Source organism: Pseudoalteromonas sp. APC 3495, from assembly GCF_030407645.1.
Classification (GTDB): Bacteria; Pseudomonadota; Gammaproteobacteria; order Enterobacterales; family Alteromonadaceae; genus Pseudoalteromonas; species Pseudoalteromonas tetraodonis.
The window spans coordinates 56,629-73,559 of the sequence record NZ_JASDDA010000002.1; the positions used below are offsets into that span (position 1 = coordinate 56,629).

A 16,931-nucleotide genomic window follows, 5' to 3' on the forward strand; every position below is an offset into this window, starting at 1 on the left:
GTCCTCTTATTCAATTTCGGCGTTGAGTTTTTTACGTAATGCCTGATGAATTTTTGCTTGCTCTTCATCAGTCAGCGCTTGATATTCGTTATTTGATACCACAAAGAAATCTTCTGCACGTTCGCCTACCGTGGTAATACGTGCGGCATGTATGTGGAGTAAGTAAGCTTGAAAAACCTCGGCTATTTTAGTTAATAGTCCAGGTATATCAACCGCTTGAATTTCTATTAAGCTACGATCCTTACGAGGGTGCGGGCGCAGTACAATTTTAGGTTTAATATTAAAGTCTTTAAAACGCTGTGATCGGCTCTTTTTAAAGCGTATTTTTTTACGTGGATCATGAAGCGCTTGCTCTAATCCGCGTTTAATCGATTGTGCGCGGCTACTGGCAATCGGATCGCCGTTAACTTCTAAAATAACAAAGTTGAACAGTACGTAGCCATCTTTGGTGGTCAGTACTTGGGCGTGCTGAATTTGCGCTTTTTTAGAGCCAATAACACTTACCAGTCGAGCAAAGAGCGCACCTGAATAAGGGCTATAAGCAAATACTTGGGTACCGCCATGCATCGCTTTATTAGAAACGATAACACTGGGCTGGCTTAAATCAGTGCACTTGAGTAAGTGCTCAGTATGCCAAGAAATTTGTTGCTCACTAAAAGCGGTAAAGTAATTTGCTTTAAAACGGCTCCAAATTAAGTCAATTTGCTCCTCGTGATAATGCAAATTAAGCAGGCGTTGCTTAGCTTGGTGCTTTTTATCACGAATTTGGTCGCGCTGATCCATTGGGTTTTCAAGCCCGAGGCGCAAGGCGCGCTGTGTGTGCAAATAAAGCTCGCGCAGCAGCGTGTTTTTCCAGTCATTCCATAGGTTGTCATTGGTGGCTCGAATATCAGCCACGGTTAAACAATAGAGGTAATCGAGTTGGCGTTCGGTTTTTACTCGCGATGCAAAATCTTTTATTACATCGGGGTCGTTAATATCTTTACGTTGCGCAGTTACCGACATAAGTAAGTGGTTGCTTACCAACCACGCTATGAGCTTACCATCTGAAGAGGCAAAACCATGCAGCTTTGAAAACGCTATGGCATCAACAGCGCCCAGCTCTGAGTGATCTCCTCCTCGCCCTTTAGCAATATCATGAAAAATACCAGCCAAATACAGTAATTCGGGTTTATCCATGCGCGTGACTATTTCACTGCAAATTGGAAAGTCACTAATGCTGGTTTTATCGAAGTATTGGTAAATATTATTAATTAATTTATGGGTATGTTCATCTACGGTATAGGCATGAAACAAATCAAACTGCATTTGGCCAAAAATATTGCGCCACTGCGGAAGGTAAGCCGCAATCATGCCGTGCTTATGCATTAGCGTAAACGCACGGCCCATGCCGTTAGGGTGCTTTATAATACGTAAAAAAGCTTCGCGGCACGCGGCATAATCTTGTAAGTCACCTAATAAGCGACGACGTACTTGGCGGATAGTTCGAATGGTACTTGGGTATATATGGGTAATTTCTGGGTGATCAGCAATGTGCTCAAATAATACAAAAAGTTGGTCACGCCTAAAAAATACTGACGGACTTTTTACCCGAATTTGATGGCCCACGCGTTCAAAATTACGATCAAGCTCTTCAACGGTGGCTTGGCTGCTGTCTGGCGAAATACTTTGCTCAAAGTACGAAAGTAGCATTTGATTAAGTTCACGCACCCGGCTCATTATTCTGAACAAGCGTTTCATCATGCGCTCAACAGAGGCTTTTCCATCACTACCAAAACCCAAAATTTCAGCCGCTTGCGGCTGGTGATCAAACAATAAACGGTTTTCTGAGCGACCCGCGGCTAAATGCAAAGCAAAGCGAATATTCCATAAATTTTCAAGGCACTCTAACAGTTCTTGGTATTCTTCGTGAGTTAGGTAGCCGTGATTTATCAGCTCTTGCAGGGTTTCGGCTCTAAAGTGTTTTTTTGCAACCCAAATAATGGTTTGTAAATCGCGCAGCCCGCCTGGATTTTCTTTTATATTAGGCTCTAGATTATAAGCCGTACCATGACATTTTTTATGGCGTAAATTTTGCTCTTGTACTTTTGCAACAAAGAACTCTCCAGAGCCCCATACAGGCCTTTCGATGAGGTGACTTTTGAGCTTTTCGAATTCAATATGGTTGCCGAAAATTAATCGGCTTTCTAGTAGGCTGGTGGCAAAGGTAACATCTTCACGTTTTTGCTCTATGGCTTGTTCAATGGTGCGTACACTGTGACCTATTTCTAAATTAAGATCCCACAGCATAGTGACAAACTGGCCAATTTTTTCGCAAATATCGTCATTGGGTTGCTGGGTAACAAGCAGTAAAAAGTCAATGTCGGAGTAGGGATGAAGTTCACCGCGACCATAACCTCCTACAGCAATTAAAGCGAGATCTGGCTCGTGGGCTAAATCGAAAACATGAAAGAGTTTAATCAGTAACCGGTCTATAAATTCTGCACGGGCGTTTATTAGATTACCAACGGGTTGTTTTGAGAATTCATTATGCAACCATTTATAAAAATAGGCGGAGCAATCGCGGTATTCGCTAAGTTGCTGAGCATCATTGAGCAACTTTTTTACTTTGTTAGGTAATGCCACTTAGGCTGGCTCCTATATATGGACTGCATTATAAGTCTTGGATTAAGTTATTTTTATACTGTGTTTGCTGCAAAGGGAATAAATCATGTTATTTCCCTTTGCAGCAAACCACTTAATCTGTACGCAGGCTAAAGCCTGTTATTACTATGATTAAGCACACACCACTATTAGTGCTCGATGATTCTATCGATAGTATCATCTGATCGTAGTGTTAAAATTTCAACACCATTTTCAGTTACCAGTAAGGTATGTTCCCACTGAGCTGATAAACTACGGTCTTTTGTTACCACAGTCCAGTCGTCTTTTAGTAATTTACATTGGCGTTTGCCTGCATTGACCATGGGCTCGATTGTTAAACACATACCGGCTTTTAATGTTTCGCCTGTACCTGGTTTTCCGTAATGCATTACCTGTGGTTCTTCATGAAATTCACTGCCAATACCGTGCCCGCAGTATTCACGTACGATAGAGTAATTAAAGCTCTCTGCATATTTTTGAATAGCTGCACCAATATCACCAAGGCGAACACCCGGTTTTACCATTTTAATGGCAAGGTAAAGGCTTTCTTGGGTCACTTCTGCAAGGCGTTTGCCTTGAATGTTAGGTGTGCCAACATGGAACATTTTTGAAGTATCACCATGGTAACCATCTTTAATAACAGTAATGTCAATATTGACACTGTCACCGTCTTTTAATGCTTTGTCGTTCGGAATTCCGTGACAAATTACATGATTTACCGAGGTACATATTGATTTTGGAAAACCATGATAATTAAGAGGAGCAGGAACGGCATCTTGCACATTAACAATATAATCATGGCAAATTGTATTTAGCTCATCGGTGGTGATACCTGGTACCACATGTGGTTCGATCATTTCTAGCACATCAGCAGCCAAACGGCCGGCTACACGCATTTTCTCGATTTCTTCAGGGGTCTTAATCACAGCGCTCATTGAGGCTCCAAAGTTGCGTTTTTAGATGATTATCGTCGCACAATTTTTGCACGAGACGTTGAGTATTTAATTTTAATATGGTATAAAGCGCGCCGTCTTTTTACAAATAAATTCTTAAATGATTTTTTGTATTTAAGGCAAACACAATTTTATTTTAACACACACACGTATCGTCACATACACTTGGGTGCATTTCAGTTTCATTTAACTGCGGTGTTGGTGCTATGGGATATGTGGAGGCCTAACCCTAAACAACTTAGAGGATTTACAAAATGGCAAACGTTTCAATGCGCGATATGCTTCAAGCTGGTGTTCACTTTGGTCACCAAGCACGTTACTGGAACCCTAAGATGAAACCTTTCATCTTCGGCGCACGTAACCGTGTACATATCATCAACCTTGAGCAAACTGTACCAATGTTCAACACTGCACTTAAGTTTTTATCTGGTGCTGCTGCAAACAAAGGTAAAGTTCTTTTCGTTGGTACTAAGCGCGCAGCAAGCGAAGCAGTAAAAGAAGCTGCTTTACAAAGCGATCAATTCTTCGTTAACCACCGTTGGTTAGGCGGCATGTTGACTAACTGGAAAACAGTTCGTCAATCAATCAAGCGTCTTAAAGACCTTGAAGCTCAAAGCCAAGACGGTACTTTCGAGAAGTTAACTAAGAAAGAAGCGTTAATGCTTACTCGTGAAATGGACAAGCTTGAAAAAAGCCTTGGTGGTATTAAAAACATGGGTGGCCTTCCAGACGCTATCTTTGTAATCGATGCTGACCACGAGCACATTGCTATCCGTGAAGCTAACAACCTAGGTATCCCAGTTGTTGCAATCGTTGATACTAACTCTAACCCAGACGGTGTTGATTACATCGTACCTGGTAACGATGATGCTATCCGTGCAATCAACCTTTACACTAGTGCTGTTGCAGCTGCGATCACTGAAGGCCGTGAGAGTAACATCGTTGCTCAAGCTGAAAAAGATGACTTCGTAGAAGCTGAGTAATTAGCTGTCATCAAGTCTTCATCTTTTAAAGGTGAAGACTTGCTATTCTTGTGGAGCGGGTAACCCGCTTATCTAAACCTGATTTCAGATTTGAGGATTTACTAATGGCTGTAACTACTGCCCTAGTTAAAGAATTACGCGAGCGTACTGGCGCTGGCATGATGGATTGTAAAAAAGCGTTAACTGAGACTGATGGTGACATCGAGTTAGCGATTGAAAACATGCGTAAGAGCGGTGCTGCAAAGGCTGCTAAAAAAGCAGGTAACATCGCTGCTGAAGGTACTATCATCATCAAGCAAAACGCGGGTGTTGCAGTACTTGTAGAAGTTAACTGTCAAACTGACTTCGTAGCTAAAGATGCAAGCTTCTTAGCATTTGCTAATAAAGTTGCAGATGCTGCTATCGCTGACACTTCATCTATCGAAGACTTACAAGCTAAGTTTGAAGAAGATCGTGTTGAGCTAGTAACTAAAATTGGTGAAAACATCAATGTACGTCGTCTTCAGTACATCACTGGTGAGCAACTAGTTGAGTACCGTCACGGCGAGCGTATTGGTGTTGTTGTTGCAGGTGTTGCTGATGAAGAAACACTTAAGCACGTTGCAATGCACGTTGCTGCTTCAAACCCAGACTACCTAACGCCAGATGATGTACCTGCTGATGTTGTTGAAAAAGAAAAGCAAGTACAAATCGACATCGCGATGAATGAAGGCAAGCCTGCTGAAATCGCTGAGAAGATGGTTGTTGGTCGTATGAAGAAATTTACTGGTGAGGTTTCTCTTACTGGTCAAGCTTTCATCATGGAACCTAAAAAGTCTGTTGGCGAAATTCTTAAAGAGAAAAACGCAACAGTTACTGGCTTTGTACGTATGGAAGTTGGTGCAGGTATCGAGAAGAAAGAAGAAGATTTTGCTGCTGAAGTTGCTGCTCAAATTGCAGCTGCCAAAGCTAAGTAAGATTAGCTATTTGTGATGCCAAAGGAAAATACATGCAATTAAAGTACTATTTGCTTTTGCGTCACGCTTAGAAATTCTTTAAAATAACCGCGCTTTTATGTTTAACATAAGCGCGGTTATTTTTTATCCATAATTCAATAAAAGTTGGCCCCAAAACTATGACTATCAATCGCAAACCTATTTTTAGACGTGTTCTTCTCAAATTAAGTGGTGAAGCTTTAATGGGAGACGAAGGCTTCGGCATCGACCCTAAAGTTTTAGATCGTATGGCACAAGAAATTAAAGAGCTCGTAGAACTCGACGTAGAAGTGGGTTTAGTTATTGGTGGCGGTAACTTTTTACGTGGTGGCTCACTAGCCGAAGCGGGTATGAACCGCGTTGTTGGCGACCACATGGGTATGCTTGCAACCGTCATGAATGGCCTTGCTATGCGTGATGCGTTGCACCGTGCATTTGTAAATTGCCGTTTAATGTCAGCCATTCCTTTAAATGGCGTATGTGATGCATATAACTGGGCAGAAGCCATTAGCTTATTAAAAACAGGTCGTGTTGTTATTTTTGCAGCCGGTACGGGTAACCCGTTCTTTACAACTGACTCTGCAGCGTGTTTACGTGGCATTGAAATTGAAGCTGACACAGTAATTAAAGCAACCAAAGTAGATGGTGTATTTAGCGATGATCCGGTTAAAAACCCAGATGCGACACTTTACCGTCACTTAAGCTACAATGAAATTATTGATAAAGAACTAAAAGTAATGGATTTAGCGGCATTTACATTAGCTCGCGACCATAATATGCCATTGAGCGTATTTAATATGAATAAATCAGGCGCATTAAAACGCGTAATAATGGGTGAAGAAGAAGGAACCCTTATTTCTTCACAAGCCTCAGATGAAGTTAGTAACTAGATTAGGATTAAACCGTGATTAACGATATTCAAAAAGATGCGCAAGCGCGCATGCAAAAAAGTGTAGCAGCACTTGGTAGTCAATTATCTAAAATTCGTACTGGCCGTGCTCATCCTGCAATTTTAGACGGCATCATGGTGTCGTACTACGGCGCACCAACACCGTTAAACCAAGTTGCAAATGTAACAATTGAAGACTCACGTACATTGGCTATTGGTGTATTTGATAAGTCATTAGCGCAAGCTGTTGAAAAAGCGATTATGGCATCTGACCTTGGTTTAAATCCAATGTCTGCAGGCACAGTGATCCGTGTACCACTTCCTCCATTGACTGAAGAACGTCGTAAAGATTTAATTAAAATCGTACGTGGTGAAGTAGAAGGCGGTCGTGTTGCTATTCGTAACATTCGTCGTGATGCAAATGGCGATATTAAAAACTTATTAAAAGATAAAGACATCTCTGAAGATGAAGCGCGTCAAGCTGAAGATGCTATCCAAAAAATCACTGATAAGTTTATCAAAGAAATGGATACGCAACTAACAGCGAAAGAAGCTGAGTTGATGGAAATCTAATTGCTAATCTAGGCTCGGATTAACAGCTTTACTAAAGTAACTAAGTCGTTGTTTATATGTCTTCGCACTTAACTTTAATTGTGTGATTTTAAAGGGTAACAGATTGTGTTTACTCTTTGCTATTGGCTCGATTATCAGTAAATACAAGGTTGTTAGCTGTATAATTATTTGCTTTATGTAGATTTATTATCACGGGTACAGGTTAAAATTATTAGTTTTGAAACGCCGTCTGGGGTATACTAGGCGGCGTTTTTTTATGGAATACACAAAATTTATGGTTCTAGACGCTGATACAATTTCACAGCAATGTTTACCTAAACATGTTGCCATCATCATGGATGGGAACGGGCGTTGGGCACAAGCTAGAAATAGACCTCGTGTATATGGGCATAAAAAAGGCGTGGATGCAGTTCGTCAATCCGTGCAGTTTTGTACTAAATTAGGAATACAATCGTTAACCTTATTTGCTTTTAGTAGTGAAAACTGGCGCCGCCCTGAAGACGAAGTAAATACACTTATGGAGCTTTTTTTATTTGTACTGAGTAAAGAAGTTAAAAAGCTGCATAAAAATAACGTAAAACTAACCATCATTGGAGATTTATCTCGATTCTCTGAAAGCTTGCGCGCTAAAGTACATACAGCTCAAGAACTAACAGCGAACAATACCGGGCTGCACTTAAATGTTGCGGCAAATTACGGTGGTCGCTGGGATATGACTCACGCTGCTAAGCAAGTTGCTTTACAAGTAGCGAATGGAGAAATTGACCCAGCAGATATTACAGAAGAACATATTGCACAGCATATGAGTATGGCAGATCAAGCTCAGCCTGATTTATTGATCCGTACCGGTGGCGATGTCAGAATTAGTAACTTTTTACTTTGGCAGGCAGCCTACGCTGAACTTTATTTCACCAATACACTTTGGCCTGATTTTAATGAAGCTGCTTTTGCAGAGGCCATTGCATGTTACGTTGCCAGAGAGCGACGTTTTGGTTGCACGGGCGAACAAATAAAACAATTACTCGCTCAAACCTAAAATAGATTAAGGGTCATCATTTTGTTAAAACAACGTATTTTAACCTCACTAGTGCTAGCGCCATTAGCACTGGCTTTGGTTTTTTACACCCCACTAACGTTATTTAGTTATTTTGCGGGTGCTATTGTATTAATGGGCGCGTGGGAATGGTCTGCCTTTATGGGACTATGCGATAAGCTAAAACGCGGTGCGTTTGTATTATTAGTGGCTGTATTACTTGGTTTACTTAATTTACATTGGCCTATAGAAACCCTATGGCAAGATGGTCAGCTTGTTGGCGATGCTAATTACTTATTTACCTTGTCGTTTTCTTGGTGGTTGGTAGCCAGTTACTTAGTGTGGCGTTACCCTGCTATGGCGAAAGGGTGGAACGAAGGGCTTGTGATGCGCGGCATTGCTGGTTTGTTGACCTTAGTACCGCTATGGCTTGCACTTAACACACTGCGTAGTGCGCAATATACGGAATCTACTCACTATGGCTCTATGCTCATTTTAGTTGTATTAGGCATTGTATGGAGTGCCGATATAGGCGCTTACTTTACAGGTAAAAGTTTTGGTAAACATAAGTTAATGCCTAAAGTTAGTCCAAATAAAACCATAGAAGGCCTCGCAGGTGGCGTGGTTGCTGCGGTGTTATTTGTACTGGCTTTTTGTTATTACACTAACGTTGATACCTCTGTATGGCCTATTTATGCAGTTATGACAGCGTTTATTGCCTTGTTTTCTGCGGTAGGTGATTTACTTGAGAGTATGTTTAAGCGCGAAGCGGGACTTAAAGATAGCGGCAGTTGCTTACCAGGACACGGTGGTATTTTAGACCGTATTGATAGTTTAACTGCGGCAGCACCGATGTTTGTTATTTGCTTTGCTTGGACGCTTAGCTTATGAGTGCTGTGCAACAACTGGTTATTTTGGGTGCGACGGGGTCGATAGGTCTTAGCACGTTAGATGTTGTTGCAAGAAACCAACAGCAATTTAAAGTTTTTGCATTGACCGCAGGACAAAATGCAAAAAAAATGGCTGAACTGTGTATAGCTCACCAGCCTCGTTATGCTGTAATGGCATCTGAATCAGCGGCTAAGCAGCTTTCTGCGCTTTTAAAGCATGAGAGTAAAACGCAAGTAATGCATGGCGAGAAAGCCATGAGTGAGCTCTGTGCTCATGGTGATGTTGATACGGTTATGTCAGCGATTGTCGGTGCAGCCGGATTACTACCTACCTTGAGCGCTGTTGAAGCAGGCAAAAAAGTATTGCTTGCCAACAAAGAGTCACTGGTGATGTCGGGTCAGTTATTCATTGATAAAGTTAAAAAGCATCAAGCAACTTTATTACCCATCGACAGCGAGCATAATGCTATTTTTCAGTGTTTACCTAGTGCGTTACAAAATACCCAATGGCAAGCAAGGCTTGAGCAACATGGGGTTAGCAAAATTTTATTGACTGGCTCAGGTGGCCCGTTTTTAAATCGCGATATCAATACCCTTAACACCGTTAGCGTCAGTGAAGCTGTTGCTCATCCTAATTGGTCTATGGGGCAAAAAATATCAGTAGACTCAGCTACGATGATGAACAAAGGCTTAGAGTTTATTGAGGCTAAATGGTTATTTAACTGTGATGCAAGCGATATTGATGTGGTGATTCATCCTCAAAGTATTATCCATTCTATGGTGCAATACCAAGATGGCTCTATTTTAGCGCAAATGGGTAACCCTGATATGCGCACCCCGATAGCGCATGCACTTGCGTATCCAGAGCGCATTGATGCGGGTGTCAAGCCGTTAAATTTTTCTGATATTTGTGATTTTTCGTTCACTAAACCTGATTTCTCGCGTTACCCCAATTTAAAGCTTGCAATTGCAGCCTGTGATGCAGGCCAAGGAGCCACCACCACCGTTAATGCGGCTAATGAGATTGCAGTTAATGCGTTTCTACAGGGGCAGATTGGGTTTACGGATATTTATAAAGTGAATGCGCAAACACTAGACGCCGCACAATTTACTGATGCGAAAACACTCGATGAAATTTTAGAGTGTGACCGTTTAGCACGCATCAGCGCTGCGCAGTTTATAACAAAAGTGGTGCATTGATATGTTCGATTTTTTTTGGAATTTAGGTTCGTTTATACTCGCACTAGGCATTTTAGTGACCGTTCATGAATATGGTCATTTTTGGGTTGCGCGTAAAGCGGGTGTAAAGGTACTGCGCTTTTCAATTGGTTTTGGTAAACCCTTACTAAAATGGCACGATAAATATAATACTGAGTACGTTATTGCGGCAATCCCGCTGGGCGGATACGTGAAAATGCTCGACGAGCGTGTTGATGAAGTGCCTGCCAATCAACGTCATTTATCGTTTAATGCTAAATCAGTTCAAGCCCGCATAGCCATTGTGGCAGCAGGGCCGATGGCGAACTTTTTGTTCGCTATTTTTGCTTTAGCGGTGATGTACATGGTAGGTGTGCAAACCATAAAACCAGTTGTGGGTAGTGTTGTTGAAGGCAGCCGAGCTGAACAAGCCGGTATTATGCCAACCCAGCAAATTATTAAAATTGGTGATGACGACATAAGTAATTGGCAAGATGCGACCTTTTCTTTGATGTCTCATTTAGGTGATAAAAGCGTTGCCGTAACCTTACGTAACGAAAATTATCAGCAAACAGTGCAAACACTTAACCTAGATGGTTGGAAGCTTGATCAACAAGATGTACCGCCGCTCAGTTCGTTAGGTATTGTACCGTTTCGCCCTCAGGCAACCTTGGTTATTGCCGCTATTACTAAAAACTCAGCTGCTGAACAGGCTAATTTACAGGTTGACGACGTTATTTTAGCTGTGAATGGTGAAACAATGACCAGTTGGCAGCAATTAGTTAATCTTATTACTCAATCGGCTAACAAATCCTTACAATTTAGTGTAAAAAGACAAGATAGTATAAAAACAATAACAGTTACTCCAAAGAGCCGGGTCGTCAGTAATGGCATAGAGCAAGGCTTTTTGGGTGTTGCTCCCGTTGTAGAGCAGTGGCCTGATGATTTTGTAGAGACTAGACATTATGGGCCACTAGATAGTATTGTGCTGGGCACAAAAGAAACATGGCGTTTAATTACGCTGAGTTTTGACATGATAGGTAACTTAATAACAGGCCAAGTGTCGGTTAAAAACCTAAGTGGACCCGTCGGCATAGCCGTAGGCGCCGGCACCAGTGTTAGTTATGGATTAGTCGCATTTTTAAGCTTTTTAGCTTTGATAAGCGTTAACTTGGGAGTATTTAATTTACTTCCTCTGCCAGTGCTTGATGGTGGGCACTTAATGTATTACATAATTGAACTTTTTCGTAAAAAGCTAGTCTCTGAAAAGACACAAGAGTTTGGTTTTAAAGTGGGAGCCTTGCTACTCATTTTTCTAACATGTTTCGCTTTGTTCAATGATGTATCGCGCTTGTAGTTATGTAAGCGTGGTAACGACAAATTAGAACACGATTGTAAAGCTCGTAAATATTTAATTTCCGATGCTAAGCGGTAATACAGTTGTAAAGGATAAAGATAATAAAATGGCTATAAAAAAACATTTGGTAGTTTCAAGTTTATTGGGTGCAAGCTTTGCAGCCCTAGGCCAAAACTCCTTTATTGTTGAAGATTTAAAAGTTGAGGGATTGCAACGTGTCGCACTTGGTGCTGCATTAACGCATATTCCTATTAACGTGGGCGACAATGTTGATGAATATACAATTTCAAAAACAATTAAGTCACTTTATCGCTCTGGTCACTTTGACAATATAAAAGCGTTACGTGATGGTAATAACGTTATTTTTAAAGTAACTGAACGTCCAACCATTAGCTTTATTGAATTTGAAGGCAATAAAGACATAAAAGATGAGCAGTTAAATCAGTCACTCGATCAACAAGATATTCGCCAAGGCGAGCCGCTTGATAAAACGGTAATCGATAACATTGAAAAAGGCCTGATTGAATTTTTTCACAGTATTGGTAAATACAATGCAAAAGTGGATATCAGTGTCACTAAATTACCACGTAATCGCGTTAAATTAAGACTTGAGTTTGACGAGGGCGATGCAGCCTCCATTCGTCAAATTAACTTAGTGGGTAATGAGCTTTTCTCAAACGAAGAGTTATTGCAACTAGTTGAGTCGCAGCAAGACTTACCATGGTGGCAGTTTATGGGTAGCGACCGCTATCAAAAACAAACCATTGAAGGCGATTTAGAAAAAATTCGCAGCTTTTATTTAGACCGTGGCTATTTACGCTTTAATATTGACTCAACTCAAGTATCAGTTAGCCCTGAACGTGAGTCTGTTTATGTAACGGCAAATATTACCGAAGGCGTTAAATACAAAGTGAAAGGCTTTGATTTCATCGGTGATTTACTCGGTCGTGAAGAATTAATAAAAAGTGTTATTCCACTGCGTACAGGCGAGCTTTATAACGGATCAGTGGTTACCTCATCAGAAGAATTTATCAAAAGCTACTTGGCGCGTTTTGGTTACGCCAATGCTGAAGTACGTACGATTCCAGAAATTGATGACGAGAACCAAGAAGTACAATTGACTCTGTCGGTTGACCCAGGCAAGCGTGTGTATGTTCGTCGAATTATTGTAGGTGGTAACCAAAACACGGCTGATGAAGTACTGCGCCGTGAAATGACACAGCTTGAAGGTGCATGGTTATCTAATCAAAACCTAGAGCGTTCTAAACTACAAATTCAACGTTTACCTTATATGGAAACCGTTGATTTTAATGTGGTGCCAGTTCCAGGTGTTGATGACCAAGTAGACGTTGACTTTACTGTTAAAGAGCAATCTGCGGGCAGCTTCAATGCCGGTCTTGCCTATGGCTCATACTTAGGTCTGCAGTTTAATATTGGTGTAACCGAGTCTAACTTTTTAGGCACAGGTAACCAAATTGGCTTTAATATTAATACTTCACGCGGTTCTGAGCGTGTCAGTGTATCGTATACCGACCCTTACTTTACGCCGGATGGCGTATCGCAGGGCAGCAGTATCTTTTACAGTAACTACGATGCCAGTCAGTTTAGCTTGATTGACTATAAGTCAAAAAGTTATGGGTTAGGGACAAACATTGGTTTCCCAATTGATGCCATTAACCGTATTAACTTTGGCGCACGTTGGATAGAAGAAGAGCTATCTGATATTGCTGAATATGAGCAAACACGTGTACTACGTGAAACCTTCTTAGATCCAGAAAATCCAGATGCGGGCTTTGAATTTACAAAGTACGAGCTAAGTGTTGGTTGGTCACGTGTTACAGTTAACCGTGGTTTATTCCCAACGGCAGGTTCACGACAAACATTAAACTTAACAGCCACAACGCCAAACTCTGATTTACAGTACTTTAAATTAAATTATGACTCGCGTTTTTACTGGCCGATTTCTAACGATCATCGTTGGGTTTTCTCAACGCGTGCTGCATTAGGTTATGGTAATGGTTATGGCTCTACCAACGGCTATGATCAAACTTTACCGTTCCAAGAATACTTCCGTATCACTGAAATGGAATTACGTGGCTTTGATAGAAATACCATTTTACCGCGTGCTGTTTCGCGTATACCGCAATCAATACCAGGTACGCCATCAGGTGATGGCACAACCACAGGTAACATTGGTGGGGCGTCAGAGTTTGACGTGCTAATACCACAAGGTCGTATTGGTGGTAATGCTAAAGCAGTGGCAGGTATGGAGCTTATTGTACCTACTCCATTCTTAGATGAAGAGAATACTAGCTCAGTGCGAACGAGTTTCTTTGTTGACGCTGCCAATGTATGGGATACCGAATTCAGTGTTGATCGCTATCAAAACTTAGGGATTGATGAGCGTGCAAAATTAGATGACTACTCAGACCCTATGCGCTTTAGGGTTGCAACCGGTTTATCATTACAGTGGATCTCACCTATGGGTCCGATGCTGATCAGCTTTGCGTATCCGTTGCAAAAAGAAGAAGATGACGATACCAAGACCATCAGTTTTAATATTAGTAACACTTTCTAAAGGAGTTTATTGTGAAAAAATTATTCAAATCAACAGCAGTTGCCGTTTTAGCTACACTTATGATGGGTACATCAGTTAACGCTTTTGCTCATAAAGTGGGTATTGTAGATATGCAAGAAATCTACAAGCAGCTTCCACAAATGGCTAAAATTGAACAGTCTCTGCAAACTGAGTTTGCAGAGCGTCGTCAAGAGCTTGAAAAGTTGCAAGGTGACATTCGCTTTGAAGCTGAAAAGTTTAAGCGTGAAAGCACTACAATGAGTCAAGACCAAAAAGACGCATTACGTGATAAAATTCAAGGTATGCAAAAAAATCTTGCTGAAAAAGGTCGTCCTCTAGAGCAAGAAATTAAATCACGCCAAAATCAAGAGTTGGCTAAAGTTCAGACTCTAATCATTGAAACAATCCAAGAGATTGCTAAAAAAGGCGACTTCGACGAAGTTAAAGTAAAAGACACAACAATTTACTTTAACCCTAAAGAAGTAACTGATCTTTCTGAAAAAGTTGTACAAGCTGTAAGTAAGAAATAATTAATCTATGCAAAATTATACGCTTTCGCAAATTGCGGAACTTCTAAGCGCCGAGCTACAAGGTGATGGCGCTTTAGAAATTAAAAAAATAGCAACACTTGCAAATGCCCAGACTGGGCATATTGCATTTTTAGCGAACAAGAAATATCGCTCTCAGCTTGAAACAACACAAGCCAGTGCTGTGATACTGAGTCCTGAGGATGCGCCTTATTTTTCAGGCAACAAAATCATCGTCGCCAATCCGTATGTGAATTACGCCAAACTCGCTCAGTTAATGGATACCACGCCACGTAGTGCCATTAGTGGTATACACCCAAGTGCGGTTATACATGCCAGTGCGCAAGTCAGTAAAAGCGCAGCCATAGGCGCGAATGTTGTAATTGAAGCTGACGCTGTGATTGGCGATAACGTACAAATTGGTCCGAACAGTTTTATTGGTGAACGTGTTAAAATAGGCTCAGGCACCAAACTATGGTCAAGTGTGAGCGTTTATCATGATGTTGAGATTGGCGCAGACTGTTTATTTCAAGCGAATACTGTTATTGGCAGCGACGGTTTTGGTTATGCGAATGAACGTGGTCAGTGGCTTAAAATTCCACAACTAGGCTCAGTGATCATTGGCGATAAAGTCGAAATTGGTGCAAGCACCACCATAGATCGTGGTGCACTCGATGATACTATTATTCACAGTAACGTTATTATTGATAATCAGTGTCAAATAGCACACAACGTTGAAGTTCAGTCAGGCACTGCAATTGCCGGTTGTACTGTACTTGCAGGCAGTGTCAGCATAGGTAAAAATTGCCAGATTGGCGGCATGACCGCAATTAACGGTCACATGTCTGTATGTGATGGTGTTATAATTACTGGTATGAGTATGGTGACTAAATCAATCACCGAACCGGGTATTTACTCATCCGGTATGCCTCATACGACTAACAAAGAATGGCGAAAGTCAATTGCTCATTTGCGTAACCTTTCAGACATGAAGTCACGTCTAAAAGCGCTTGAAGCATTGAATAAGTCATGAACGTTGAACACTAATAAGGATGCTATTTTGGCAAACGAATTAAATAGCCTTGATATTCAAGAAATTTTAAGTTTATTACCGCACCGTTACCCGATGCTACTGATTGATCGCGTTATAGATTTCACCCCTGGTGAATCGTTACATGCAATTAAAAACGTATCGATTAATGAACCCATTTTCACCGGCCATTTCCCGAACCAGCCGATTTTTCCTGGTGTGCTAATATTAGAGTCAATGGCACAAGCAACGGGTCTATTAGGGTTTAAAACGGTTGAAAATCGTAGTGAAAACGAACTTTACCTATTTGCAGCCGTAGACAATGCTCGTTTTAAGCAGCCGGTTGTGCCAGGTGATACCATGCATCTTCATGTTAAGTTTTTAAAAGAGCGTCGTAACATATGGAAATTTGCGGCTGAAGCTAAAGTTGACGGCAAAACAGTGTGTAGCGCCGAAATCATGTGTGCTAGAAGAGAGTTTTAATTGTGATCCATGCTACGGCAATAATCGAACCGGGTGCAAAACTTGGTAACAATGTGTCAGTTGGACCATACAGTTACATCGGTAATGATGTTGTTATTGGTGATGACTGTATTATTGAGTCTCACGTTGTTGTTAAAGGGCCTGCTACTATTGGCTCTGGTAACCATATTTTTCAGTTTGCTTCTGTGGGCGAAGCCTGCCAAGACAAAAAATATAACAACGAACCAACAAGCTTAATTATTGGCGACAATAATGTTATTCGTGAATGTGCGACTATTCATCGCGGTACAATCCAAGATGAAGGTGTTACCAAAATAGGTAGCAATAACTTATTTATGGCTTACACACACGTTGCACACGATGCGGTGATTGGCGATAACGTTATTTTTGCAAATAATGCCAGTGTAGCGGGTCACGTTCATGTTGGTGATTGGGTTATTTTAGCGGGTAACTCAGGTGTGCATCAATTTTGTAAAATTGGTGCTCATGCATTTGTTGGTATGTATTCTGGTGTAAATAAAGACGTACCTCCTTTTGTTACCACCATTGGGATGCCAGCAGGTCCTGCAGCAATCAATACCGAAGGTATGAAACGCCGTGGTTTTGAAAGCGATGAGATAATGGCTGTACGCCGCGCATACAAGGCGTTTTATCGTAAGAGCCTAGGCGTTGATGAAGCGATAGAATCGCTTTCAGAAGACGCTGAAAAATACCCAGCGGTGCAGCTGATGATTGATTTTGTTAAAAGCTCAGAGCGCGGTATCGTGCGTTAATACAGAGCATTTTAATTTATAAAAAAACCACCTTTGAGTAATCAAGGT

Annotated in this window: 15 protein-coding genes; 13 read left to right on the plus strand and 2 right to left on the minus strand. The window is 41.3% G+C overall.

Features of this window, described 5'->3' with window-relative positions:
- Nucleotides 1-6 precede the first annotated feature (6 nt).
- Both glnD and map read right to left on the minus strand, forming a co-directional pair.
- Nucleotides 7-2,625 (minus strand): [protein-PII] uridylyltransferase, encoded by a 2,619-nt coding sequence (gene glnD, locus QL984_RS01100; protein WP_016899280.1) that lies wholly within the window; start codon nt 2,623-2,625, stop codon nt 7-9.
- A 167-nt stretch (nt 2,626-2,792) separates the two neighbouring features.
- Entirely contained in the window at nt 2,793-3,578 is a 786-nt protein-coding gene (map, locus tag QL984_RS01105) for a type I methionyl aminopeptidase (RefSeq protein WP_008467527.1), read from the minus strand.
- Nucleotides 3,579-3,850: 272 nt separating this feature from the next.
- Between map and rpsB the strand changes: the two genes are divergently transcribed.
- The 13 genes from rpsB to lpxA all read left to right on the plus strand — a co-directional run bounded on the left by rpsB (nt 3,851) and on the right by lpxA (nt 16,883).
- Nucleotides 3,851-4,579 (plus strand): 30S ribosomal protein S2, encoded by a 729-nt coding sequence (gene rpsB / locus QL984_RS01110; RefSeq protein ID WP_013465430.1) that lies wholly within the window; start codon nt 3,851-3,853, stop codon nt 4,577-4,579.
- Nucleotides 4,580-4,683: 104 nt separating this feature from the next.
- On the plus strand, nt 4,684-5,535 hold the full coding sequence (gene tsf / locus QL984_RS01115) for a translation elongation factor Ts (protein ID WP_013465429.1): 852 nt from the start codon (nt 4,684-4,686) through the stop codon (nt 5,533-5,535).
- Between the two features lie 158 nt (nt 5,536-5,693).
- Entirely contained in the window at nt 5,694-6,443 is a 750-nt protein-coding gene (gene pyrH / locus QL984_RS01120; RefSeq protein WP_016899281.1) for a UMP kinase, read from the plus strand.
- 14 nt (nt 6,444-6,457) lie between these two features.
- Nucleotides 6,458-7,015, plus strand: coding sequence for a ribosome recycling factor (gene frr, locus QL984_RS01125; RefSeq protein ID WP_008467521.1), 558 nt, complete (start codon nt 6,458-6,460; stop codon nt 7,013-7,015).
- Nucleotides 7,016-7,271: 256 nt separating this feature from the next.
- Nucleotides 7,272-8,051, plus strand: a complete 780-nt coding sequence (locus QL984_RS01130; protein ID WP_008110986.1) for an isoprenyl transferase — start codon at nt 7,272-7,274, stop codon at nt 8,049-8,051.
- 21 nt (nt 8,052-8,072) lie between these two features.
- Complete coding sequence (locus tag QL984_RS01135; protein ID WP_008110985.1) at nt 8,073-8,939, plus strand: phosphatidate cytidylyltransferase; 867 nt, start codon at nt 8,073-8,075, stop codon at nt 8,937-8,939.
- Nucleotides 8,936-10,138, plus strand: coding sequence for a 1-deoxy-D-xylulose-5-phosphate reductoisomerase (gene ispC / locus QL984_RS01140; protein ID WP_290171883.1), 1,203 nt, complete (start codon nt 8,936-8,938; stop codon nt 10,136-10,138). The genes QL984_RS01135 and ispC overlap by 4 nt, the downstream gene beginning before the upstream one ends.
- A gap of 1 nt (nt 10,139) precedes the next feature.
- Nucleotides 10,140-11,492 carry a sigma E protease regulator RseP gene (gene rseP / locus QL984_RS01145; RefSeq protein WP_290171884.1) on the plus strand — a complete coding sequence of 451 codons (1,353 nt, stop codon included), beginning with the start codon at nt 10,140-10,142 and terminating at the stop codon, nt 11,490-11,492.
- Nucleotides 11,493-11,598: 106 nt separating this feature from the next.
- Entirely contained in the window at nt 11,599-14,070 is a 2,472-nt protein-coding gene (gene bamA / locus QL984_RS01150) for an outer membrane protein assembly factor BamA (protein ID WP_013465425.1), read from the plus strand.
- 11 nt (nt 14,071-14,081) lie between these two features.
- On the plus strand, nt 14,082-14,600 hold the full coding sequence (locus tag QL984_RS01155; protein ID WP_041695743.1) for an OmpH family outer membrane protein: 519 nt from the start codon (nt 14,082-14,084) through the stop codon (nt 14,598-14,600).
- A gap of 7 nt (nt 14,601-14,607) precedes the next feature.
- A complete protein-coding gene (gene lpxD / locus QL984_RS01160; protein ID WP_013465423.1) occupies nt 14,608-15,630 on the plus strand; it encodes a UDP-3-O-(3-hydroxymyristoyl)glucosamine N-acyltransferase in 1,023 nt (340 codons plus the stop codon).
- Nucleotides 15,631-15,657: 27 nt separating this feature from the next.
- A complete protein-coding gene (fabZ, locus tag QL984_RS01165) occupies nt 15,658-16,110 on the plus strand; it encodes a 3-hydroxyacyl-ACP dehydratase FabZ (protein WP_008110974.1) in 453 nt (150 codons plus the stop codon).
- Nucleotides 16,111-16,112: 2 nt separating this feature from the next.
- Nucleotides 16,113-16,883, plus strand: a complete 771-nt coding sequence (lpxA, locus tag QL984_RS01170; protein ID WP_013465422.1) for an acyl-ACP--UDP-N-acetylglucosamine O-acyltransferase — start codon at nt 16,113-16,115, stop codon at nt 16,881-16,883.
- The last annotated feature ends 48 nt before the right edge of the window (nt 16,884-16,931 follow it).

What these genes read in the sequence shown, in the direction of transcription:
- tsf (WP_013465429.1), top strand. Translation starts at nt 4,684, where the DNA reads ATGGCTGTAACTACTGCCCTAGTTAAAGAATTACGCGAGCGTACTGGC.
- lpxD (WP_013465423.1), top strand. Translation starts at nt 14,608, where the DNA reads ATGCAAAATTATACGCTTTCGCAAATTGCGGAACTTCTAAGCGCCGAG.
- ispC (WP_290171883.1), top strand. Translation starts at nt 8,936, where the DNA reads ATGAGTGCTGTGCAACAACTGGTTATTTTGGGTGCGACGGGGTCGATA.
- rseP (WP_290171884.1), top strand. Translation starts at nt 10,140, where the DNA reads ATGTTCGATTTTTTTTGGAATTTAGGTTCGTTTATACTCGCACTAGGC.
- rpsB (WP_013465430.1), top strand. Translation starts at nt 3,851, where the DNA reads ATGGCAAACGTTTCAATGCGCGATATGCTTCAAGCTGGTGTTCACTTT.
- bamA (WP_013465425.1), top strand. Translation starts at nt 11,599, where the DNA reads ATGGCTATAAAAAAACATTTGGTAGTTTCAAGTTTATTGGGTGCAAGC.
- map (WP_008467527.1), bottom strand. Translation starts at nt 3,578, where the DNA reads ATGAGCGCTGTGATTAAGACCCCTGAAGAAATCGAGAAAATGCGTGTA.
- QL984_RS01130 (WP_008110986.1), top strand. Translation starts at nt 7,272, where the DNA reads ATGGAATACACAAAATTTATGGTTCTAGACGCTGATACAATTTCACAG.
- pyrH (WP_016899281.1), top strand. Translation starts at nt 5,694, where the DNA reads ATGACTATCAATCGCAAACCTATTTTTAGACGTGTTCTTCTCAAATTA.